The organism is Bacillus sp. JK106 (genome assembly GCF_053663355.1).
Window position 1 is genome coordinate 734,321 of the sequence record NZ_JBSJQC010000001.1, and the last position, 22,193, is coordinate 756,513.

Below are 22,193 nucleotides of genomic sequence, written 5' to 3' on the forward strand. Positions count from 1 at the left end.
CATGAAAAAAATATTCAAATCAATCATTCTATCGGCAGTATTACTTACGGGAGCGGCGGCCGTTGCGCCGTCTGCTTCCGCAGCATGGTCCGGCTGGCAAAACGAATCCGGGTACAGCGGCCGGGTGTTTACGGATGCCGCGACTTACACGGCCGGCGCCTCAACGGTGGACTGGAAAGCCGAGAAAAAAGGCTCAAGCACTCTTTATTACACGGCCGGCGTATACAAGAAGCGCAGCGGCGGCGGGCTGATTGATACGAATTTAGTACAGCGGGGCAGCTTCAAAACGGCAACCCCTCTGAAATCATTTAACGTGAAAACGATCCGGAATAAGACCGGGAAAGGAACCTATGTCATTCAGCTTGACTGCTATTCTGATTCCGGCAAGCGGAACTACATCGGAACATTTGAATCAGCTAAATTTTACGTGAAGTAATCAAAAATCAATATGTCCAAGACGGAGAGCCTGCGGACACTGATCATTGCACAGAATCACTGTGCTCTGATTGGTGTCCGTTTTTATTTGAATGGAGGTTAAAGGATGAAAACAATGCAACGGGCGTGTGAAGAACTAGGGGAAAACCTAAGAAAATTCGGAACGCGTTTACCCAAACCTAAGCCGATTGTTAATAAAGAACGTTGTTTAAAGCCATCTAAAAAGTCTCAGAAGCTCAGTAAGCGCGATTTAGAAGACCTAATGGGGGTAAACAGACCGACATACAAAAGAGGCCGTGGCGGAGCTTTTAGACAGAAATAATAACAGGAGGGATTTTTGATGAATCAAATGACACTGAACATACCTCAAATTGACGAAGAAGCAACGAAAACGAAGGCAGAAGAGCTGCTCGAAAAATATCGCATGTACTTGCTACAAGTGCCGGAAGATTTTTTGCCGAAAGTGACCGCAACATATAGCCTTGTCCCTCCCAGTTTTTCGAATGAATTTCATTCCTCCACAGAAGACGCAGCATTAAAACGCATGGATTGGGAGATTGAAAGAGAACGGTTTTTAAAGAGAATGCAAAGAGCGGTTAACCGGCTTTCTCAAAAGGAGCGGCAAATTCTTGTCATGCTCTACATGCAGAATGAAGAGATGTATGATTATGAAGTCTATGCAGAAATGAGAATCAGCCAGCGCAGCTACTACCGGACGAAAGCAAAAGCGTTTTACCGGTTGGCCTTTGCCCTTCGTGCGGAAGTCTATAAGGATGGGGGCGCGTCGTAATGAATTTTGTTCAACCTATAAGGGATTTAGATCAGATTTATTATATTAAAAAGTACCTGAAAGAACGGAGCGAACGGAATCACCTTCTTTTTGTGGCCGGAATTAATTCAGGTCTGCGTATATCAGACTTGCGGCTTTTAAGGGTTAGGGACGTGAAGCGCATGTATATCGACCTGCGGGAGCAAAAGACCAGTAAACAAAAGCGAATCAAAATCAATAAAGCATTAAGGAAGGCTTTTGCCGATTATATCAAGGACAAGGACGATCAAGAATTCTTATTTAAAAGCCGCGAGGGACTAAATAAACCGATAAGCCGCAGTATGGCATATAATATTTTAAGGGAAGCGGCTGATTATGTTGGTCTTGATGGTATCGGGACCCATACAATGAGAAAAACCTTCGGATACTGGCACTATAAGAAATTTAAAGACGTTGCCTTGCTACAGGAGATATTTAATCATTCAAGCCCTGACATTACGCTCAGATACATCGGAATTACTCAAGACACCATGGATCAAACAATGGATGCATTCAGCTTATAAGCTCATCTGTTTAAAAAACAGACGGGCTTTTTTTATGCCTTTTCTTATGAATAAACCATATTGAGAAAATGTCAAACTCATTTTAGAGAAATGAATTAAACATAGTGGTGGCAAAGGATTCAGCGATTCGGGGAATTGGACACAATATAAGTTATGATTAATTGGGTTATGTGGAAAATCTTGTCCGTTTCTCGTGGTATCATTAAAAAGATACGAGGGAGGTTGTTGCGAAGTGAAACGTTGTCCGAAGTGCAACCCAATTACTGAAATGAAGCTGCTCGTTGCACATGAAGAAATGACATATAGTCTTTATCGCTATGTATGTCCAGCATGCAAAACGACTGACGTTGAAGAGGACCTAATTAGAATCGAACATGATCATTTGTAGATTGTGGGATAAATAGAAAAATTGGAAGTTTTTCGTGGTATCATCGTGTTACAGGAGGTGAGCAGCATGAGTAGAGGCGCAACAGGTTCAGCGTTAGAAGAAAAAGGCATGGTTTGATAGAACGATACCAAGTAATGAAGGGGTGAGCGGGATGACTGCGGCAGAGCAAAAAGGAATGTACTAAAAAGATTTTGGCAGAAAGATGGCACGATAACGGCACACCATTTTGTTTTAGATAAGGTATTATGGTAATAGGTAATAAATCAATGGAGCGGCACTGCTGATGAGCGGGGTCGCTTTTTTATGTTCTCTGTAAACTGCGTCCGGTAAATCTCAGGATAGACAATCGGCGGTTAGCGGCTTGAGTGCGGGGGCAGTTTAGAAAGAATATACCAAGCGCTTTCCCAAGTGGGAGGGCGCTTTTTTAATTGTCAAAAGGGAGCGATGTAAATGAAATTGGAATTAGCAAATAGAACCATCTTTGAGTTACTTAAAGAAGCACACGCGAAAGGAGAAATGATTGTTACGAACGAGAGGCAGCGGAGGCTAGGAAAAACAAAAGCATTGATGTTATTCGCAGAAATAAACCAACTTTCTGTAATTGTCCCGGAAAGACTAAAAAGAGATTATTTAAAAAGATACCCACACGTTCATATATTAGGGGATGCAGAAGTTACCTACATTGACGCATTGCCTCTAATACTTTTATGTGATGAGGGAGTACCAAAAAGAACTATTGAAGAATTGAAAACTAAATGTCATGGAGTATCGGGGTTTCTCAACGAATATCAAGATGTTAATGAATATGCTACAACTGTAGCAGGCTTTGATCCAGCTACTCCAAAAGGAGATTTAAGTAGCCTGACAGTCGAGAAAATTTTCGAAACGCCTTTGCTAAAAATTGAACTTGATGAGATTGACTCCGTGCCGCGCATTTTCTATAAGGGGGAAAAGATTATTGATCGCGTTGCGGTTGATTTTGAATGGCGGACGGCAGACGGCCGGATGTTTGAGGAATCAGATAAAATTGGTTCGACCTATATTCGTATCAAGCATGGCAAGGAGATCAACGGGATGTTGACTGTCGATACAAAGGAAATTGCATTTGGTGAAAGGGCTTATAGTTAGGGGGTATTCAATCATGAAGAAAGCTTTAAAGCCCTGCAATGAACCCGGCTGTCCTAGCCTGACGCGAGAGGGCTACTGTGAACAGCATAAGCGAATCAAGCCGGCCTATGATCAATACCGGGAGTCTGCTGCCAAACGGGGGTATAACAGCAAGTGGAGGCAGTCGCGCGCTGGCTACCTGTCCAAGCATCCGTTATGTGCCGCCTGCTTAATGCAAGGCAGAAGAACCCCGGCGACAGTTGTCGATCATATCGTTCCGCATAAAGGCGACAAAAAACTATTCTGGGACTCGGGCAACTGGCAGCCTCTCTGCGGGCCGTGTCATAGCCGGAAGACGGCAAAGGAGGATGGAGGATTTGGAAACAGAACATCAAACGTGCGTGTGTGATCAATGTATGACCAGACTGCTTATCAAAGGCTGTTCAAAGATCAGGAAGCACGACAACGGAGTCAAAGAGCATTATATCAAGTGTCCACGCTGCAAGGCTGAGTATACATCCTTCTATACGAACGAGGACATCAGGCGAATGCAGCACAGAATAAGAAAGATATTTGCTTTGCGTCGTAATATGAAAAAGGAATCAGCTGTCGATCTATATTCAAAGAAAATAGAAGCAGCACAAATCGAAATTCAAGCAGCCATGAGCCAGCTCAAGAAGGAGATGGAGACCCCCCACCCTTAAATCCCTAGAGGACGTTTGCCGGAGACCGCGCTCCCCTCCCCATTTTGATAAATTCCCTAAATGAAAAATCGGAAGGAGGTGAGGGAATGGCCAGACCGCGTCAACCTGTGGACTTGTTACTTTATAAAGGCAAGAAAAACTTGACAAAGCAAGAGATTGAGGAACGCAGGGAACAAGAAATAAAGGCGCCGAGCGACAAAGTGAAAGCTCCATCATATTTGCCAAAAGACTTAAAAAGAGAGTTTAAAAAGATAGCGGATGAGCTTAAAAACATCGGAATTATGACTAATTTAGATGTTGATGCGCTCGCCCGTTTTTTGTTTGCTCGAAAATTATATCTGCAAGTAACGGAGCACTTGCTTGAACGAGGACCAATGAAAACAGTGATCATTAGAAAATTGGATGATGACGGAAATGTAATAGGGGAAGAAGAAAAAATTGTTCCGAATGATGACTATTCCGATCTTTTAATCAATCAGGACAAGCTTTTTAAACAATGCAGGCAAGCTTCCAGTGATTTGGGGTTAACCATTTCCTCTCGTTGTAAACTTGTCATCCCGAAAAAAGATGACGGAAAACAGAAAACTAAAGAGGAAGAACGGTTCGGGGGCCGCGTGTAATGCAAGAGATAACTGCTGAAATTCTCATTGAGCGGGTTTGGTCATATGCTGAGAAAATTCGTTCCGGGGAAATTAAGGCAGGCAAAAAGCAAAAATGGGCTGTAGAGCGATTTTTTAAAGATGTTGACCGGCTCGCAGAAGATGACTGCCCTTATTACTTTGATGCTGAAGCTGTTGTAGATTTTTATGAATGGTCGCGGCAATTTAATCATGTCGAAGGTATACTTGCAGGGCAGCCGATTGAACTAACAGACTTTCAGCTTTTTATTGCGGCCAATATATACGGATTCTATAAAAAAGAAAATGGCGCCCGCCGGTTCCGGAAAGCTTATATCCAGCTGGCACGTAAAAATGCGAAATCGCAATTTTTAGCTTTAATAGCGTCATATGAGATTTTCCCGACACAAGAAAAACACCGGGTATTTATCGCAGGCTGGTCCCGCGAACAATCAGATGAAGTATATCAAGCAATTCTTGAGCAGCTGCATCACGCGCCGATACTCAAAGGGAAATACACCTCTGCTAATGGCCGCGTGAAAAAATATAAAACAAACTCCATTATCCAGCCTCTTTCCCGTGAGGCCCGGAAGCTCGGGGATGGTAAAAACCCATCATTGGGAATTGTGGATGAATACCACGCACATGAAACAAGTGAGATTTACGATGTCCTGGACAGCGGGATGGTCGCTCGGCGCAGTCCGTTAATGGCTGTTATTACGACAGCGGGTTTCAACATGGAGCGGCCATGCTTTAAGGAATATCAATATACGAGTAAAATTCTTGATCCAGACATTGACACGGAGAATGATGATTATTTTGTTATGATCTGTGAACTGGACCCGGAAGATGACATAAAAGATGAATCAAACTGGATCAAGGCGAATCCGATTGTGGCAACATACCCCGAGGGGATGGAGTCATTACGTTCTGCTTTAAAAGTGGCTCTTGAAGTGCCTGAAAAGATGCGCAGTTTCCTCACCAAAAATATGAATCGATGGGTTGACCAGAAGGACAATGGTTATATGAAGATGACAAAATGGCGCGCTTGCAGCGGGGAAATTCCTGATCTGCAAGGACTGCCCGTTTATTTGGGCCTTGATTTATCAATGACAACAGACTTAACCTCCGTTGGATATGTGGCCATGCAAGACGGCTTTTTCTATGTCGGTCAACATTCCTTTATGCCTGAAGCCCGAGCCAAAGAAAAAATGGCGACGGATAAAGTGCCATATGATTTGTGGAGAGAGATGGGATTTATCACTTATACATCTGGCGAAGCAGTTGACTATCAATTAGTTGAACAATGGATCATTGAATTTATTCATAAAAACCGTTTTCGGCTACAAGAGACAGCATATGACAAGTGGAATGCTCTTCATTTAGCGCAGCGGCTTGAATCAAAAGGGCATACAATGGTGGAACTGCCGCAGAGAATCAATCATCTTTCATTACCTACAAAAAGCTTTCGAGAAAAGGTATTTGAAAGGAAAGTCGTGCATGGCGATGATCCGGTTTTAACATGGGCAATTAATAACGCAATTACGAAAATGGACCCGCAAGAGAATATCATGTTGGATAAAGCAAAATCACCGCAGAGAATCGACCCTATTGCGGCTGTTATAAATGCTTACGCCAGAGCGATGTATCACGACACAAACCATAGAGTAGATTTAAATAATCACTTCGGCTCTGGGAATTTCAGTTTTTAGGATGTGAGAAAATGAAAAAAGTCAGGAAAAAGATCAAAGCTTCTTTTAAGTGGTTTTTTCACCCCAAGTATTTGAAAGCCCTGCTTTCTTTTTTCTGCTTGATAATAAATGATCTGCTGTTTATGGCGGGAGCCGCCTTTATCCTGACAGCTGTCTATAGATGGAGCACCAACATCGGTCTGATTCTGACGGGTGTCTTTTTAATGTTTTATGCATACCTCATATCAAAGAAAGCGAGGTGATATAAATGCTGCTTGAACGAATGTTTGAGAAACGTTCTGGCTCGTCAGATCATGAAGATGGTTTTAACAACATTTTATTAAACATGTTCGGCGGCCGGAAAACAGCAAGCGGCGAAAGAGTGAGTGAAAGCAACTCACTTGTGCAGCCGGACATATTTGCATGTGTCAATGTATTATCGGATGACATTGCGAAACTGCCGATTCACACATATAAAAGAACGGACGGCGGCATTGAGCGGAAACCCGAGCACATATCCGCGCATGCTGTTTATGCTCGGCCGAATCCTTACATGACAGCTTTCACATGGAAAAAGCTCATGATGACTCATGTTCTGACTTGGGGGAATGCATATTCCTATATTCAATTCGGACCACATGGTTATCCGGAAGCGCTCTTTCCCTTGCGCCCTGATTACACGAATGCTTACGTTCATCCAACAACAGGCATGCTGTGGTATCAAACTGTGTTAAACGGGAAAGCCATTGAATTATATGACTACGAGGTACTGCATTTTAAAGGGCTTTCGACTGACGGAATACATGGTAAATCACCTATTGGCGTTGTGCGGGAGCATATCGGGGCGCAAGCGGCTGCCACAAAATATAACGCCAAACTGTACAAGAACGAGGCAACTCCTCGGGGGATATTGAAAGTTCCGGCGTTCCTGGATGAAAAACCAAAAGAGAACGTGCGCAAAGAGTGGAAACGGGTGAATCAAGGTGAAAATATCGCCATTATAGATAACGGACTGGAATATCAATCTATTTCCATGCCTCTGCAAGAAGCTCAATTTGTTGAGTCTATGAAGTTTAACAAAGCACAGATTTCCATGATTTATAAAGTGCCGTTGCATAAGCTGAACGAATTGGATAAAGCGACATTTTCAAATATTGAGCATCAGTCCATTGAATATGTCAGAAACACGCTGCAGCCGTGGATTGTGAATTTTGAACAAGAACTAAACGTTAAATTGTTCTTAGATCACGATCAGAAAAGCGGCCATTACGTGAAATTCAATATAGATAGCGAGCTGCGCGGCGACAGTAAGACGCAAGCGGAGTATTTGAAAACACTTCATGAAACAGGAGTGCTGAATAAAGACGAAATCAGAGAATTACTTGAGCGCAACCCTATTGAAAACGGCGATAAATATATCTCCAGCTTAAACTATGTGTTCCTCGATTTTGTGGAAGAATATCAGCGGCTTAAAGCTGGCGGCGCCATGAAGGGGGGTGACAACAAGAATGAAGGATAAAGAGGTGCGGCATCTGACGACGCCGATTGAACTGCGTTCCGAAGGTGAAGGGCAGAGTGAATATATCGAAGGGTACGCTCTCAAATTCGAAAAATGGTCAGAACGTTTGGGCTGGTTTAAAGAGATAATCAGCAGAACAGCTCTTGACTCAGCTGACATGTCTAACGTCATCGCCCTTTTCAACCATCAGCAAGATTTCCCCTTAGCGAGAAATACTGTTTCCGGGGATACTGGCCGCCTTGAATTAGAAACAGATGGGATAGGCCTCAAATTCCGATTCAAGCCCTCAGACACGTCATATGCGCGTGATTTAATGGAGAATGTCAGGAGCGGTGTGATCAATCAGTGCTCCTTTGCTTTTTCACTTGATTATGGGGATGCTGAGGCAGATGAATGGCGTATCAATGAAGATGAGGACATTTACGAGCGACGAATTAATAAAATCAATCGTATTTTTGATATTTCGCTCGTCACTACGCCTGCTTACAGCGATACTGAGGCGGTTGTAGGTGCCCGCAGTTTAGAAAAGGTAGAGCAGCTGAAAGAAAGACGTAATTCATCAGATGAAGCGTTAAAAATGGAATTGGAACTATTAGGCCTTGTACTCCCGGAGTAAGGTCTTTTTTAGTTCAGAAAACAAGGAGGAAATGATTTTATGCCAATGCAAATGAGCAAAAAAGAAATCGCATTAAGACAACAGTTTACTGAAAAGAAGCAGCAAGCAGACAAGGCACTGCAGGAGGGCAATACCGATGAAGCGCGTGCATTGCTTGATGAAGTGAAACAGCTTAAAAATCAAATCGAATTGATGACCGAAGGACGTTCACTTGATGTCCCGGATTTACCGGGCGGTGTAAACTTTGTGCCCGAGCAAGAGCGCAACCCAGAGGGGCAGCGTTCACAAGGTCAAGGAAATGAGGAAAGGCAACAGCAATACAGCAAAGCTTTCCTTAAAGGATTGAGAGGCAAAAGACTTACCGACGAAGAGCGTGACCTTCTGGATAGTCCAGAATTTAGAGCGATGTCCGGTATAAATGATGAAGATGGCGGAATTTTGATCCCAGAGGATATTGGAAGGCAAATCCATGAATTTAAACGTCAGTTTGAGCCGTTGGAACAATATGTAACCGTTGAACCTGTCACAACTCGATCTGGAACTCGTTTACTTGAGAAAAATGCTGATATGGTGCCGTTTTCACCTGTAGAGGAATTGGGGAATTTACCTGAGATTGATCAGCCTAGATTCACAAAAGTATCCTACTCAATCATAGATTATGGTGGCATCATGACTCTATCTAATTCAATGTTGAATGACTCTGACCAAGCGATCATGACATATGTAGCAAAATGGTTCGCAAAGAAATCAGTTGTTACCCGTAACAATTTGATTTTGGCTGCAATTGCATCATTGAAAAAAGTAGATATTGATGGTTTGGATGGTATTAAAAAAGCATTAAATGTCACGCTTGATCCGATGGTGGCGCCGGGTTCTATCGTGCTGACAAACCAAGACGGATATGACTGGTTAGACACGCTTAAAGATGGAACAGGAAGATACCTATTACAGCCGGACCCAACCAATCCTACAAAGAAGTTGCTTGATGGACGACCTGTCGTGCCTTTTACTAACAGAGTATTAAAAACTCAAAAAGGTAAAGCTCCTCTCATCATCGGGAATTTAAAAGAAGCGGTTGTTCTGTTTGATCGTGAACAACAGTCAATTGCATCCACAGACACAGGGGCAGGAGCATTTGAGACAAATTCAACAAAAGTCAGAGGGATTGAACGAGAAGATGTCCGTAAATGGGATGAGGATGCTGTAGTATTCGGACAAATCACGGTTGAATAAGGAGAGATAATATGAGCTATTCAACAAAAAACTACACCACCGACGGGGGAAATCGTACCGTCATCGGCGGTGTTTTAGAAATTGCCGGGGGCAAGGTCATTAAAGATGGACAAGAGGTCAGTTTAGACGGCGGAAACCAATCTGAACCAGGACCCGGAAGCGTAACCCATGAAATGCTGGCGGATAAGTCGGTCCGCAGCAGGAATATCGGCACCGGCAGTGTAATGGAAGAACACTTAAATTCATCTGTTTTAGATCGTCTCAAGGCTATTGAAGATAAATTGAAAGAGCTTGCCGGTTCTGAGTCTGACGGAAAAACGGAATAAAAAATAAAAGGAAAAGGATGATTACAGATGGCTGAAGATTATTTATATGAAAGTAATGGAGTCAAAACTTCATCTGAAAAAGGAAAAGACGGCAAGGCGATAACGCCAGTCTATCTCAAAGAAAACAGCGAAGAAAATCCTCTTTTTGTAAAAGGACTGCAGGGTGAAAAAGGTGAGAAAGGAGACAAAGGCGATACCGGTAAACAAGGTCCTCAAGGAGAACCGGGGGAACCCGGCCCGCAAGGATCAAAAGGCGATAAGGGGGAACCCGGGGAACAGGGGCCACAGGGTGAACCGGGACCGGCCGGACCAAAGGGAGATACTGGCGAGCAAGGCCCGCAAGGTGAGAAAGGAGACAAGGGTGATCCGGCTGTTATTGAAGAAAGCAGCATTACGTATGAAATGCTTGCAGAAAAATCCGTCCGGAGTAAAAACATCGGAACTGGCAGCGTGATGCCGGAGCATCTAAACAGCGAAATTACAAAAGTGCTTGATGAATTGAAACAAAAAATGAATAACCTTGAAAGTGACCTGGCTGCTTTGAAAGGAACCGAAGAAGAACCGACAGAATAGGCGGTGTGTCCTGAATGGATTTAGAGGCTATTAAAAATTATTTAAAAGTCGAGCATGAAGAAGATGATCGTCAGCTTTTGAATCAAATGGCGGCGGCCAAAAGCTATATTATCAACGGGATAGGCCGGTATATTGAAGGGCACCCGCAATTTGAGCTGGTGCTTCAAATGCTTGTCCAACATTGGTATGAAAACAAAGGGATATATGAGTCCGGGGGAACCGGCTTATCTATCCCTTTTACTGCTGAAAATATATTGACGCAGCTGCGTTATGTATCTGTGGAGGAACTAGAAAATGAGAAAAAAGATCAGCCAACTCCGGCACCGTCTGACCTTTCAAAAGAAAACCGAGACACAGGATGAAGAAGGTAACTGGAATGCAACCTATGTGGACTTATTCACTGTCTGGGGAGCTGTAGAGGGGGCTGGCTCTCTCGGAAATAGCGAAACTATGATTGCCGGAGCATTGGGAGTCAAGACCCCTAAAAAAATCACGGTGCGTTACCGGAAGGATATAAAACCGAATATGCGGATTGTTAAGCGCGTTCCTAAAGATAAGACGGAACGCGTTTTTGATATTTTGGACACAAATGATCCGGAAGACCAAGAGGAAGAGCTTGAGATTCTTTGTCAGGAGGTGGGAACCAATGGCTGATATGAGCTTTGACGGTATAGATGATCTAACGCAGTATTTTGAAAAAATCGGCGGAGACGTTGAAAAGGTGGAACCCGTAGCTCTAAAGGCCGGCGGTGAAATTATCGCTGAACGGCAACGCTCCCACGTTAACCGGAGTGATAAAAAACAACCTCATATGCAGGACAACGTCACAGTCTCCAATGTCAGAGAATCCAAGGACGGAGTGAGGTTTGTGGCCGTTGGTCCAAATAAAAAGGTAGCGTATCGGGGGAGGTTCTTGGAGTGGGGAACCTCAAAAATGCCGCCGCAGCCGTTCATAGAAAAAGGCGGAAAAGAAGGGGAGGGGGCTGCTGTGGAATTAATGGAGCGAATACTTACAGCGCCGATCAAATGACCTACTCTCCTAAAATTGAATTGGTGAGTACACTTAATTCCAGTGCTTTATTAAAAGCCCTGGCGTCTGGCGGAATTCATAACCTCGTTGCGAATGATGTCAGCGCATTTCCGAGAGTAGTTTTTTCGGAGATTCAAGATGCTGATGCGGATTTTGCAGACAACCAGGTCTATTCATTTGAGGTGCGTTATCAAATCAGTATTTTCACTCAAGCGAGCACCCGCGGCAAAGAAACAGCGATTGCTGCCGAAATAGACAGGCTTATGCGGGAAATCGGATACAGCAGATATGATTCTCAAGATTTATACGAAACAGATACAAAGGTCTTTCATAAGGCCAGACGTTATAAAAAAACCTATTATCAGGAGGGAAAGTAGATGGGGAAAGTATTATCCGGCTTGGATATGTTTCATATCGCCGAAGTATTGAAAGACACGAAAGATGAATTGAAATTCTCTGATCCGCAAGAATTACCGGGTGCCGTTAACTTGAAAATTGATCCTAAATCCGAACAAGAGGTTTTTTATGCTGACAACGTGGCATATGCCACTGTTAATAGTTTAGGTGATATTGATGGTGAAATGGAAGTTGCCGACCTCCCTCTTGACATGCAGTCAAGGATTTTCGGTAAGCAAGTGGAGAATGGCATCCATTTTTCTAGTGCTGATGATAAGACATTGGAGATTGCTCTTGGTTTCCGGGCCAAGCTCTCTACCGGCGGGTACAGATACTATTGGGTGCTTAAAGGAACCCCAGAATTAGTACCGGTTGAACACAAAACGGACGAGGGGAAAGCTACGCCCCAAACAGCGCAGGTCAAAATTAAATTCATGCCTCTTACTAATGTAAAAGAGGGTAAGCGCAGATGGGATGCAAAAGCAGAAGAAGATAAGGCCAATGGGATTAACGCTGAAACATGGTTCAAACAAGTTGTCTATAAGGACATCACGAAAGAGGGAACGCCTGTCGTTGATGTCGGTAAATAATTAATTGAGCGCCTGAGAGCGCTCTTTTTATATGAAAAAGGAGGAACCTACATGGAAGCTTTGTCTATTACACTTCGGCTTGATGGTAAAGATAAAAAATTTGTTACACCTGACCACATTACAGGTTTATTGTTCCGGAAGGCTGCAAAAATCACTGATGATTTTGAATCCCAAGATTCAGAACGCCTTTTTACTGATGAACAAATTGAATTTGTCTGTAATACATTTGGCCAGAAATTCACGCCTGATGAGTTTGAAGAAGGGATTGACTCCCGGTTAGCAGGAAGGACAATTTTTGCTGCTGCACAGTATGTGTTGGGGAACATTGCAGATGCAACGGCTCTTTTAAATGGCGAAGAAATTCCCAGTGGTGAAGAGCCGGGGGAGTAAGTCTGTCTGAGTCAGTCCTTGATATGTATAACGCCCTTGAGGAAATAGGATATACGCAGAATCAAATTGACGAAATGGACATTGTCTATCATCTGAAAAGACTGGCTCGGAGAAAATCGCAAGAGAAGGCCCAAACGAAGGCAAAAAACAATGATGAACCTGTATATATTGATCAATTTCTCGGATAAGGAGGTGCCCGGTTGAGCAAAGACATAAAGGTCAGGCTGTATTCGAATTCATCTGAGTTTAAAAAAGAAATGAGCGCCTGTGCTGTTCAAATGAAAAATTTGAAGTCGGAATTTGAAAAAAACCGTACGGCAGTGGGTGTGTGGGGAAACGAATTAAAAACTGCTCAAGTAACCGAAAAAACATTAACACAACAATTGGAAACACATAAACGCAGAGTAAAGGCTCTTGAGAGAGCTTACGCAGACGCGGCTATAAAAAAAGGGAAAGACATAAAAGAAACGCAAACCCTCGCCCGCCGTTTAAATAATGCTACTGCCGCAATGAATAAGACGCAAAACGCGCTAAATAGTACGACTCAGAGGATAAAAACGTTAGAGGAGGCAGCGAAAAGAGCTTCCTCCCGTGTTCGGATCATGGGCGAACGAATGGATTCAATTGGTGGAAAAATGCGTTCCGTTGGTTCGTCAGTAGCTATGACATCGGGCATCGCCTTTGGTGCGCTGGCTCTGTCTCTACGTGATGCTGTTCAGGTCGGTATGGACTTTGAAAAGCAAATGAGTAAAGTCCAGGCCATTTCCGGCGGATCGGCGGCAGAGATCGCAAAATTGAGAGAGCAAGCAAAAGAACTCGGTGCAACCACTGTCTTTACAGCAAGTCAGGCAGCGGATGCACAGGGTTTTTTGGCAATGGCTGGATTTAAGGTGAATGACATTTATGACGCAATGCCGGGAATGCTCAGTCTGGCGGCGGCCGGTCAACTGGAATTAGGAATGGCCGCGGATATTACATCAAATATCATGTCTGCCTTTGCTCTAAAAGCAAAAGAGTCAGGGCACGCCTCGGATGTCATTGCTTACGCCGCAGCCAACGCAAACACCAACGTTGAACAGATGGGCGAAGCCATGAAGTTTTTGGCGCCGAATGCCAATTCTCTCGGTTGGGGAATGGAAGAATCAGCGGCCGCCATTATGGCTTTTGGTGACGCAGGTCTCCAAGGCTCAATTGCAGGGCAGGCTTTTGGTACATCCTTGATCCGTCTCGCTTCGCCGACGGGTAAGGCGTCGAAGCTTGTCAAAAAATTAGGTTTTGATTTCTTCGATGCAGCCGGAAACATGAAAAGCATGCCGGAAGTCGTTGAGGAAATGGAAAAAGGTCTGAAAGGCATGACCAAAGAGCAACAGGCGGCCGCATTAAAAACGATTGTGGGCGCTGAAGCATATAAACATTGGGCTGTCCTTCTTCAAAAAGGTTCAAAGGCTTTGGGGGATAATACTAAGGCGCTTGAAAAATCAGATGGAGCCGCCAAAAAGATGGCGGATACAATGCTGGATAATGCACACGGAAGCATAATAGCTTTTGAGTCAGCACTCGAAGGAGCAAAAATCAAACTGACGGAAAGTCTGCTACCTGCCCTGGGCGATTTAGCAAACAAGGGCAGCGACTTGATTATGATGTTTAATAATCTGGATTCCGGTACCGTGCAAACTATAGCGAAAACAGCCGTTCTGGCGACAGGTGTATTAGGAGTTACGACAGCCGTCGCCACGCTTACAGCTGGAATAGGGGCGCTTTTAGCGTTTACCGGTCCTGTTGGCCTTGCGATTGTCGGAGGTACAGCGCTGCTTGGCGGCATTTCAGTTGCTACTTACGCTTACACTGAACAATTGAAGAACCAGAAAAAGCAGCAAGAAGAGGCGCGAGAATCAGCCTTGCTTTACGGCGAGGGCGTTTCTAAAGCAACACAAAAATCTGCTTCCGCCTATGTGGATTTAAGGGAAAAGGCGGAACTACAGCTATTTGAATTGACCCGGGTATCGGGTTCAGAAGCTCAGAAGATGTCAGCTAAATTAGTTGAAACTTATGCCAATATGCGCGACCAGCTGATACAAGAACTTGAAGGGCTTAAAAAGGATGCTCTGGTTGTCTTAAAAGGGCTATACGCGGACACCGATGAGAAAACAAAAAAAGCCGGCGAAAAGATGACTGACAAGATGGTTGGCGCAATTGATAAAGATATGCAAGAGGCTAGAAATAAACTGAAACAGTTAAATGCTCTACAAAAAGAGACGGGCCTCGTCACTTCCAACATGAATGCCTCACAAAAGAAGCAATTCAATGACATTGTTTCCTATTTTGAATTGTCTACAAGTAAATTTGCGGCCAATCAAAAAGAAGCATTAGCAATGCAAAAAGTAGTAACGGATCAGCAAGGACAGCTTTCATTTAAACAAGCTCAGAAGTACAACAACGACATTAAAAAAGTCTATGACGATGGTAAACAAGCCGCCAAGAAAGACATGGAATACAGAAATGATGTTATTGAGAAGTTATTTGCGCAGGGATATATAGAGGCTGAACAAAGAAGATCATTACTGAGCAAAAGCACAGCTGACTATAATACAGCTTTAACCAAAAATACCGATGTCTACGAAAAAAACTCGAGAGCCTTGTTTTCTAAAATGTCGAGAGATGGGAAACTCCTTGATTTAGAAACAGGAAAGGCTCTTGAGAGACAAACGGAGTTTACTACTAACTCTATGGGAATAGCGTCGCAAGCTGAAGAACAGGAGGCCGCATATCAAGAACGATGGGCGGCACGGCAAATAGACTATCTTCAAAAATTAGGGCAGTCCAAAGAAAAAGCAATTGAGACAACCCAACAGGCTTTAGAAGAGTTTTACCAAGGTATGGGGATGACCAAAGAACAAGCCCGTGAAGAAGCAAGTCAGATGGTTGCCAATGTTGAAGGGGAATTAGATAAGCCGACAAGCGCCAGCCAATCAGGGAAGAAGGTTGCTGAGGATTTTTCTGCCGGTTTGAAGCAGTCCACACCAGCAGTGATTGGTGGGGGAACGGTCTTACAGCAAGCCCTTAACAATTCGCTTTCCGCAGATAATGCCACGCCCGCACAGGCCGGACAAAATAAAGGAAATGCCTTTCGTACAGGTATCAATTCTACAAAGCCCGGTAATGCACAAGCGGGGGCGTCTATACTCCAATCTGCTTTAAGCGAGATGAGGAAAGGCGGCGGGCAAGCAAATGCAGCAGGACAAAACAAAGGAAATAAGCATAAAGCTGGTTTAACGTCTACCAAAGGCGCCAATACATCTGCGGCCGGCTCTCTTAGCTCATCGGTAACGAGCAATTTAGCCAAAACCTCAGACGGCGGAGGCGGTAAAAAGGCCGGAACTGAATTAGCCAGCGGCGTTCTTAGCAAAAAAGGCTCAGCAAACAGCGCCGGAAAAAGTGTTGCAAACAGTGCAAAAACAGGGCTGAAAAGCGTTAAGACACAAGGTGTCGGTACCGATTTTGTTACTGGCTTTATAAATGGAATGGGATCAAAAAACAGCTCTCTCTTCAGTGCGGCATGGAATCTGGGGAAATCCGCCTTGCGGACCTTAAAAAAGTCAATTGACTCTCATTCTCCCTCCAAACTAACAAAAGCGGAAGGAAACAACTTTTCTGATGGGTTTGCGTTAGGGATAGAGGACAAAGCCAAAAACGTAAAACAAAGCGCTGCTTTTATGGCACAGAACGCGATGACCTCGTTTAAGCAGGAATTAAATCAGATGGCTTTCAATATAAAGGGGGCTGCTGATCAGCTCATTTCAATGAAGTCGGAGCTTACTGTTCGGAATGAAGTTGACACGCCTGCCTTAAACCAAAAACTCGACGCTCTAATCACACTTCTGTCACAGCAACAGTCTGGCGGGGCAGGCCAGGCCGCGATACCTCAGCAGCCTATTATCATCCATCCGGCTGCGGTGCATATGGACGGCCAACAAATTGCGACGATCGCTTTTGAAAAAGGAGATGGCAGGATACTTGACCAGAAAGCTGCAGACCGATACAACCAGAATGCCTATAAAGGCGGTGTCAGATCATAATGCTAGATTTATATATTGATTTTAATAACGGTATGGGGGAACAAAGTTTAACAGGCATTCTCCCCCGTTTTAAGGTACGCAGCTTCACGCCTGACTCACCGAATATTGAACGAGAAACAACAACCCTTCCAAGGATAAACGGTTTAGTACTGCCGCAACACCCCCGGGACGTTGTTTACAAAGAGAGAGGCATCAAGGTTGATTTTTTATTAGATTCCGTCATTGCCGAAACCTTTTATCAGAACCGGCATGAACTTTATTCATTGTTAGTGCAGCCGTTTCCTTATTATATTTCGACGGACCTTCTGCCTAACCGTCGGTTCCTTGTTACGTGTGACGGGAATTTTACTATCACCAAGGACAAACAGAAAAACCATGCCACATTTACAGTAGATTTCACGGACATTCTGGGGCTTGCCGAGTCGAAATATACCTCTTCTACCATCCAGAATTTCAATGGAGAGCACTGGAGTCCCGGCATGGGAATCCTTCGGAGAGATGATCTTGAATATCATTTCAAGAACCAAAAACGGTTCAGTGTTTACAATCCCGGCGGCGCCGCGGTCAACACTCTGCAGCATGATTATAACGTCTTTCTGTGGGCCAAAGGCACAAACGTAACCATTGTGAACCGAACGAACGGGGAAAAATTGAAAATTGAGCAGGAGCTAAAACGCTCGCAAAAAGTCACATTCATCAGGCAGTACACTGTAATCGGGGATAAGCGTCTGAAAACATCCGGCCGTCTGCCGACACTGGATGTAGGATGGAACGATTTTGAAATTATAAACTCAAATGACTTTGAAATTTTATTTGATACTCGTTTTTATTATAAGTGAGGAGGGATGACATGGCTGCGGCTGACTTTATTAAAAGCCTGGTACCAGGGGCGCAAAAGGTACGAAAAAAATATAATGTCCTTGCCAGCCTTGTCATTGCTCAAGGCTGTCTGGAAAGTGGGTTCGGCACGAGCGGTCTTTCCAAACAAGCTAACAATTTGTTTGGGGTAAAGGGAACCTATAACGGAAAATACGTGTTGATGTGGACCAGCGAGCAGGACAAATACGGAAATGTGGAGAGGGTACAAGCTAAATTCAGAAAGTACCCTTCATACGCTGAGAGTTTGGCCGATCTGGGAAGCTTATATAATCGTCTTGAGCGGTATAAAGCAGTGGTAGGGGAAACGGATTATAAAAAAGCATGCCGAGCCGTTCAAAAAGCTGGCTACGCAACAGACATCAACTATGCTAATAAATTAATTACCATGGTCGAACAGTATAAGTTGATGCAATATGACGATACGTCAGAATTGCCGAACGAGCCTGATGATCCAGAATCCCCAGAGACCCCAGAAGAGGAACCGAGCTTTCCGAGTAAAGAATACGCGGGTAACGACATCCCTCTTAATAAAAAATTGCCGTCAGATGTGGACTTTCCTCAACTGCATGTTTCCACGAAAGACGGAAATGACGTTGTGGAAGTAACAGGCGTGATCGTTGATCTTACAGACGATACTACCGGAAAAAAGAGCTTTACCTTTACAATTACCAAAACAGAGAGCAATGCGACTGAATTCGATTTACTGATCAACGACAATATTCTTTACATTGACGAAAGGAGGTTCAAACAACAAAAATACTATATTACAGATGTAGACCTGAAGCAGGCTAAAAACGTCCTGACAAAAACAATCACGGCCAACCACATTTTTACCGTTCTGCTTGCTGAGAATCGAGTGGATGATACAGTAACGAAGAAACTGACCGTAAAAGAGGCCTTTGACATTGCGTTAAAAGGTACTGATTTTTCATATGTGTTGGAAGAGCCTGAAAGTAAATTCGCTACCGCTGAAGAAGAAAATTTCGGTGATAAAAACTCCACTGAATTAATAGATCAGCTCATAAATGATTATGAGTTAGAGCTTGACGTGGATAATTATAAAATTCATGTCTATAAGAAAATGGGGAAAGAGATTCCTTTCACATTTGACTCTCGTTACAATATGCCGGGCATCAGTATCAAAACCAACTCGCAAAATTGCTCTACCCGTGCATGGGGATATGGTGCGATGTCTAAAGACAGTAAGAGCACAGGCAAAAAACCGAAATACGTATTTGAGCCGATCTTGTATATCCATCCAGAGGAAAAGAAATTCCTGCGGGAAGGGAAACCGAAGTGGGCCGACCCGATCAGAGACGAAACTATAAAAAAGTCGGGTAGCATGGTTTCTGCGCTGAAAAAACATGTGAATCCATATCCGGAAACAGTCGTCAGTGTGGATTATCAATATGTATACGAACCGAAATTGCTCAAAATTGAAAAGCCGTTCTGGAAAGGTGATACAGTCCACATTTTAGCCGACACAGCAGACGGAACGACTTATGAGGATGATGTGCGGCTCTTAACGATTCAATACAATCCGTTGAATCCATACAGCAGCCCGAAGCTGACTTTTGCCAATTTCAGAAAAGACATACAAGATATTGCAGTGAATCAGGCCAAGAAACTGAGAGAACAAAAACGATATATTGATCAAATACTCACAGCGCTTTGATAGGCGTTTTTTATTTTGTCGAAAAGGAGAGTGAATACAGTGTTGAGGTTGAAAAAAAATTACGATACCACTAGAAACTCTCGTTATGAGGATGAGCTATCTGGTGATATGGAAGCGATCGAGAGTAGCATAAACGGACTTGAAAGTGAAATTACCCGTCATAAGAAAGCTGCTACAGCACATACTTCTGAGCAAATTGATCACGGGGGCTTTTCTTTACGAACTTATATTGACAGTCTCTATAATCGGGTGCGCAATCTCATTCTTAATGCCGACGGGACAAATGTAAAAGAAGTAGTGGACGCCCGTGTTAATGCTGATGGGGAAATTGCCCCACTGCTGAAAGAGCGTCTCGACAAGGAATATAACAAACTTCTACGTAAGATCACCAGAAACGTTAACGTAGACGACTACGGGGCCGACCCTACCGGGGAGACAGACAGCACAGAAGCATTCAAAAGAGCGATTGGAAACGGAAAGGTGCGGCTCAATCTATCAGCCGGAGAATACGTGATAAGGGGCGTAAAGCTGCCGTCATGGACGTATTTGATCGGCCAGGGCATGGGCGTCACCACGCTAAAACTGCACGAGGACACGCCGGCCAGTGAGTGGGTTGTCACAAATGCTGATCATGCGAAAGGCAACCGGAATATCGTTGTGGAAGGTATGTCGCTTGACTGGAATCCTGATCGTCAGGGCGGCGTAGGCGCAACCGGAGGTGTACATTCAAGCTGTCTGCTTTTCGCGCAAGTAAAGTTTGGTATTGCGCGCGGCGTTGAAGGTATTAATCCCGGCTTACATTGTTTTGATGTATCAGCGCCTTCTTATGACATTACAGCAAAAGATTACACGGCAACGGGGAGCAAATATATTTGGATCGACAAGTGTGTCGGCTCGGGGTATGGTGACGACGGCATTACGACCCATTACAGCGAGTATATTTTCATCACAAATAATGTGATGACGAACCCGCGTGGCACCGCACACCGTAAAGGGGGAGCCAATTCAAACGGAATTGAAGTGGATGATGGCTCCAAGCATGTCTGGGTTATAGATAATTATACAGAGGGGAATGTGCGGGGCGTAGAGGTAAAAGCCCATAAGGAATGGCCGGCACCGAGTGACGTTCACATTCGCGGTCATGAATCATTTCGTGACGTTCGGTCATTTGATTTACGGCATATTGATCACCATCTTGTAAAAGACCCATGGAGCGAGACGGCTCGTGATGTGACGTTAGTAGACTGCACATCCCGGGAACCCGTCTATAATTCGCTTTATGAAGGATTAGCTCCGAAAGCCCTTGTCGTTTCGGCGTACCAGCGTGTTCAGATTATCGGATTCAAAGCCATAGGTGATCCAACATATGATTACAAAGACGGCTCGATCATTGCTTTCCAGTATAAGAGCAGGAAGATAACAGTAAACAACTTGCACATTACCGGATTTAAAAAGGCTGATTGTGACATTTATATTACCGGCGGCGAACAGATGACCGACGATGTATTTATTTCTGATTTTGTTATCCATGATTCCGCAAGAACCGGCATCGCGATAGGGGGCGGCGTATATAATGTTAACTTGTTAAATGGGCTTATGCATGTGGCAAGCGGAACGGCCGGCATTACATCCCCGAACACCAAGACCAATATTTTTCTTGTCAGAGCTTACGGCTATAAAGATGCGGCTGTCATTGCGGGGGAAAAGCATTCAGTCGTTCCGAATAACGTCAAGGGAGGCTTTCGAGCAGCTTCCGGCTCCGGCCATGCACTGACGAAATACAGTGCGATTATTGCGTGTACGGGGGCGACGTACGCGAAGGGTGAGCGCAATCTGCTTGCAGGAAATGCGGGAGGTTCTTCCTCGGAAGGATCGCGCAACGGTGTCATGTTTTCATACGATTCTCACACAACAGGAGACGGGGCGTCCTCGGGTGTCATGTTCTCCAAGGCTACTAAGAACAGCAAATCTTACACAATGGTTTTAGGCCATGGAAACGGCAAAGCCTCGGAAGCCAACAAAAAAATTGAATTAAACGCAAAGGGCGGAACAGTGCGGTCCACCGGCGCAATAGAAAGCGTATCGAATTTAAAAGACTTGGCGGAGTATTTTGAATCAGCTGACGGAGCAAAGATAGAGGCGTCTTATCTTGTAGCGTTAGAGGGCGACAAAATCCGTAAAGCTCAAGAAGGCGACAAGATACTTGGGGTCGTTTCCAAAACTGCCGGTGTTGTGCTTGGCGGAGCTGCCTTCTATTGGAATGATCGTTTTCTTCGTGATGAATTTGGCGGCATTATCTACCGAGAAGTATTTGACGGTGACGACATCATTTCGATTCCAGCTGAGAACCCGAACTATGACCCCGAAGCCGAGTATAAGCCTCGAGAGGAAAGAGACGAATGGCATATTATTGGTTTGATTGGCCAAGTCTTCGTGCGGGTGGATGATACCGTTAACATCGGTGATAGTGTTTCAGCAGTTGACGGCATCGCAACAAAGGCGGAAAGCGGCGGCTACGGAACCGTGATGAGATTAGAATCCCCGTATGATACGGAAAAGGGATACGGCGTGGCTCAAATGATGGTTACGCCGCAGCACTAAGGAGGGATAAGCGAC

At 44.3% G+C, this 22,193-nt stretch carries 25 protein-coding genes; all 25 read left to right on the forward strand.

Features of this window, described 5'->3' with window-relative positions:
• Position 1 precedes the first annotated feature (1 nt).
• The 25 genes from ACWJJS_RS03835 (at position 2) to ACWJJS_RS03955 (ending at position 22,178) form a co-directional block, all read left to right on the forward strand.
• Positions 2 to 436, forward strand: a complete 435-nt coding sequence (locus ACWJJS_RS03835; RefSeq protein WP_454023334.1) for a hypothetical protein — start codon at positions 2 to 4, stop codon at positions 434 to 436.
• A 105-nt stretch (positions 437 to 541) separates the two neighbouring features.
• Positions 542 to 757, forward strand: a complete 216-nt coding sequence (locus ACWJJS_RS03840) for a hypothetical protein (RefSeq protein ID WP_099566814.1) — start codon at positions 542 to 544, stop codon at positions 755 to 757.
• A gap of 18 nt (positions 758 to 775) precedes the next feature.
• Positions 776 to 1,225 (forward strand): ArpU family phage packaging/lysis transcriptional regulator, encoded by a 450-nt coding sequence (locus ACWJJS_RS03845; RefSeq protein WP_340802320.1) that lies wholly within the window; start codon positions 776 to 778, stop codon positions 1,223 to 1,225.
• Positions 1,225 to 1,767 (forward strand): site-specific integrase, encoded by a 543-nt coding sequence (locus tag ACWJJS_RS03850; RefSeq protein WP_017417279.1) that lies wholly within the window; start codon positions 1,225 to 1,227, stop codon positions 1,765 to 1,767. The genes ACWJJS_RS03845 and ACWJJS_RS03850 overlap by 1 nt, the downstream gene beginning before the upstream one ends.
• Before the next feature lie 838 nt (positions 1,768 to 2,605).
• Positions 2,606 to 3,283 (forward strand): hypothetical protein, encoded by a 678-nt coding sequence (locus ACWJJS_RS03855; protein ID WP_257645414.1) that lies wholly within the window; start codon positions 2,606 to 2,608, stop codon positions 3,281 to 3,283.
• Between the two features lie 13 nt (positions 3,284 to 3,296).
• A complete protein-coding gene (locus tag ACWJJS_RS03860; protein ID WP_139885404.1) occupies positions 3,297 to 3,671 on the forward strand; it encodes an HNH endonuclease signature motif containing protein in 375 nt (124 codons plus the stop codon).
• Positions 3,631 to 3,966, forward strand: a complete 336-nt coding sequence (locus ACWJJS_RS03865; protein WP_257645415.1) for a transglycosylase — start codon at positions 3,631 to 3,633, stop codon at positions 3,964 to 3,966. Before ACWJJS_RS03860 ends, ACWJJS_RS03865 begins: the two co-directional genes overlap by 41 nt.
• Before the next feature lie 86 nt (positions 3,967 to 4,052).
• A complete protein-coding gene (locus tag ACWJJS_RS03870; protein ID WP_139885406.1) occupies positions 4,053 to 4,586 on the forward strand; it encodes a phage terminase small subunit P27 family in 534 nt (177 codons plus the stop codon).
• On the forward strand, positions 4,586 to 6,295 hold the full coding sequence (locus ACWJJS_RS03875; RefSeq protein ID WP_024085421.1) for a terminase large subunit: 1,710 nt from the start codon (positions 4,586 to 4,588) through the stop codon (positions 6,293 to 6,295). The genes ACWJJS_RS03870 and ACWJJS_RS03875 overlap by 1 nt, the downstream gene beginning before the upstream one ends.
• Positions 6,296 to 6,542: 247 nt before the next feature.
• On the forward strand, positions 6,543 to 7,793 hold the full coding sequence (locus ACWJJS_RS03880) for a phage portal protein (protein WP_454023335.1): 1,251 nt from the start codon (positions 6,543 to 6,545) through the stop codon (positions 7,791 to 7,793).
• On the forward strand, positions 7,783 to 8,409 hold the full coding sequence (locus tag ACWJJS_RS03885) for an HK97 family phage prohead protease (RefSeq protein ID WP_015968215.1): 627 nt from the start codon (positions 7,783 to 7,785) through the stop codon (positions 8,407 to 8,409). Before ACWJJS_RS03880 ends, ACWJJS_RS03885 begins: the two co-directional genes overlap by 11 nt.
• A 39-nt stretch (positions 8,410 to 8,448) precedes the next feature.
• Positions 8,449 to 9,642 carry a phage major capsid protein gene (locus ACWJJS_RS03890; RefSeq protein WP_139885407.1) on the forward strand — a complete coding sequence of 398 codons (1,194 nt, stop codon included), beginning with the start codon at positions 8,449 to 8,451 and terminating at the stop codon, positions 9,640 to 9,642.
• Positions 9,643 to 9,653: 11 nt separating this feature from the next.
• On the forward strand, positions 9,654 to 9,968 hold the full coding sequence (locus ACWJJS_RS03895) for a hypothetical protein (protein WP_139885408.1): 315 nt from the start codon (positions 9,654 to 9,656) through the stop codon (positions 9,966 to 9,968).
• A gap of 27 nt (positions 9,969 to 9,995) precedes the next feature.
• Positions 9,996 to 10,541, forward strand: a complete 546-nt coding sequence (locus tag ACWJJS_RS03900; protein WP_139885409.1) for a collagen-like domain-containing protein — start codon at positions 9,996 to 9,998, stop codon at positions 10,539 to 10,541.
• A 14-nt stretch (positions 10,542 to 10,555) separates the two neighbouring features.
• Positions 10,556 to 10,903 (forward strand): head-tail connector protein, encoded by a 348-nt coding sequence (locus tag ACWJJS_RS03905; protein ID WP_139885410.1) that lies wholly within the window; start codon positions 10,556 to 10,558, stop codon positions 10,901 to 10,903.
• Complete coding sequence (locus ACWJJS_RS03910; protein ID WP_072177826.1) at positions 10,836 to 11,195, forward strand: phage head closure protein; 360 nt, start codon at positions 10,836 to 10,838, stop codon at positions 11,193 to 11,195. The genes ACWJJS_RS03905 and ACWJJS_RS03910 overlap by 68 nt, the downstream gene beginning before the upstream one ends.
• Positions 11,188 to 11,571 carry an HK97-gp10 family putative phage morphogenesis protein gene (locus ACWJJS_RS03915; protein WP_045510216.1) on the forward strand — a complete coding sequence of 128 codons (384 nt, stop codon included), beginning with the start codon at positions 11,188 to 11,190 and terminating at the stop codon, positions 11,569 to 11,571. Before ACWJJS_RS03910 ends, ACWJJS_RS03915 begins: the two co-directional genes overlap by 8 nt.
• A gap of 23 nt (positions 11,572 to 11,594) precedes the next feature.
• Positions 11,595 to 11,948: a DUF3168 domain-containing protein gene (locus ACWJJS_RS03920; RefSeq protein ID WP_257645416.1), complete on the forward strand. Its 354-nt coding sequence runs from the start codon at positions 11,595 to 11,597 to the stop codon at positions 11,946 to 11,948.
• Positions 11,949 to 12,557, forward strand: a complete 609-nt coding sequence (locus ACWJJS_RS03925; RefSeq protein WP_065180837.1) for a major tail protein — start codon at positions 11,949 to 11,951, stop codon at positions 12,555 to 12,557.
• Between the two features lie 51 nt (positions 12,558 to 12,608).
• Entirely contained in the window at positions 12,609 to 12,947 is a 339-nt protein-coding gene (gene gpG, locus ACWJJS_RS03930; RefSeq protein WP_065180836.1) for a phage tail assembly chaperone G, read from the forward strand.
• Between the two features lie 2 nt (positions 12,948 to 12,949).
• On the forward strand, positions 12,950 to 13,135 hold the full coding sequence (locus ACWJJS_RS03935; RefSeq protein WP_223255071.1) for a hypothetical protein: 186 nt from the start codon (positions 12,950 to 12,952) through the stop codon (positions 13,133 to 13,135).
• 12 nt (positions 13,136 to 13,147) lie between these two features.
• Positions 13,148 to 17,023: a phage tail tape measure protein gene (locus tag ACWJJS_RS03940; protein WP_139885411.1), complete on the forward strand. Its 3,876-nt coding sequence runs from the start codon at positions 13,148 to 13,150 to the stop codon at positions 17,021 to 17,023.
• Positions 17,023 to 17,862 (forward strand): phage tail domain-containing protein, encoded by an 840-nt coding sequence (locus ACWJJS_RS03945; protein WP_188322848.1) that lies wholly within the window; start codon positions 17,023 to 17,025, stop codon positions 17,860 to 17,862. Before ACWJJS_RS03940 ends, ACWJJS_RS03945 begins: the two co-directional genes overlap by 1 nt.
• Positions 17,863 to 17,873: 11 nt before the next feature.
• On the forward strand, positions 17,874 to 19,577 hold the full coding sequence (locus ACWJJS_RS03950; RefSeq protein WP_454023336.1) for a phage tail spike protein: 1,704 nt from the start codon (positions 17,874 to 17,876) through the stop codon (positions 19,575 to 19,577).
• 108 nt (positions 19,578 to 19,685) lie between these two features.
• Positions 19,686 to 22,178, forward strand: a complete 2,493-nt coding sequence (locus ACWJJS_RS03955) for a peptidase G2 autoproteolytic cleavage domain-containing protein (RefSeq protein WP_454023337.1) — start codon at positions 19,686 to 19,688, stop codon at positions 22,176 to 22,178.
• Positions 22,179 to 22,193 lie beyond the last annotated feature (15 nt).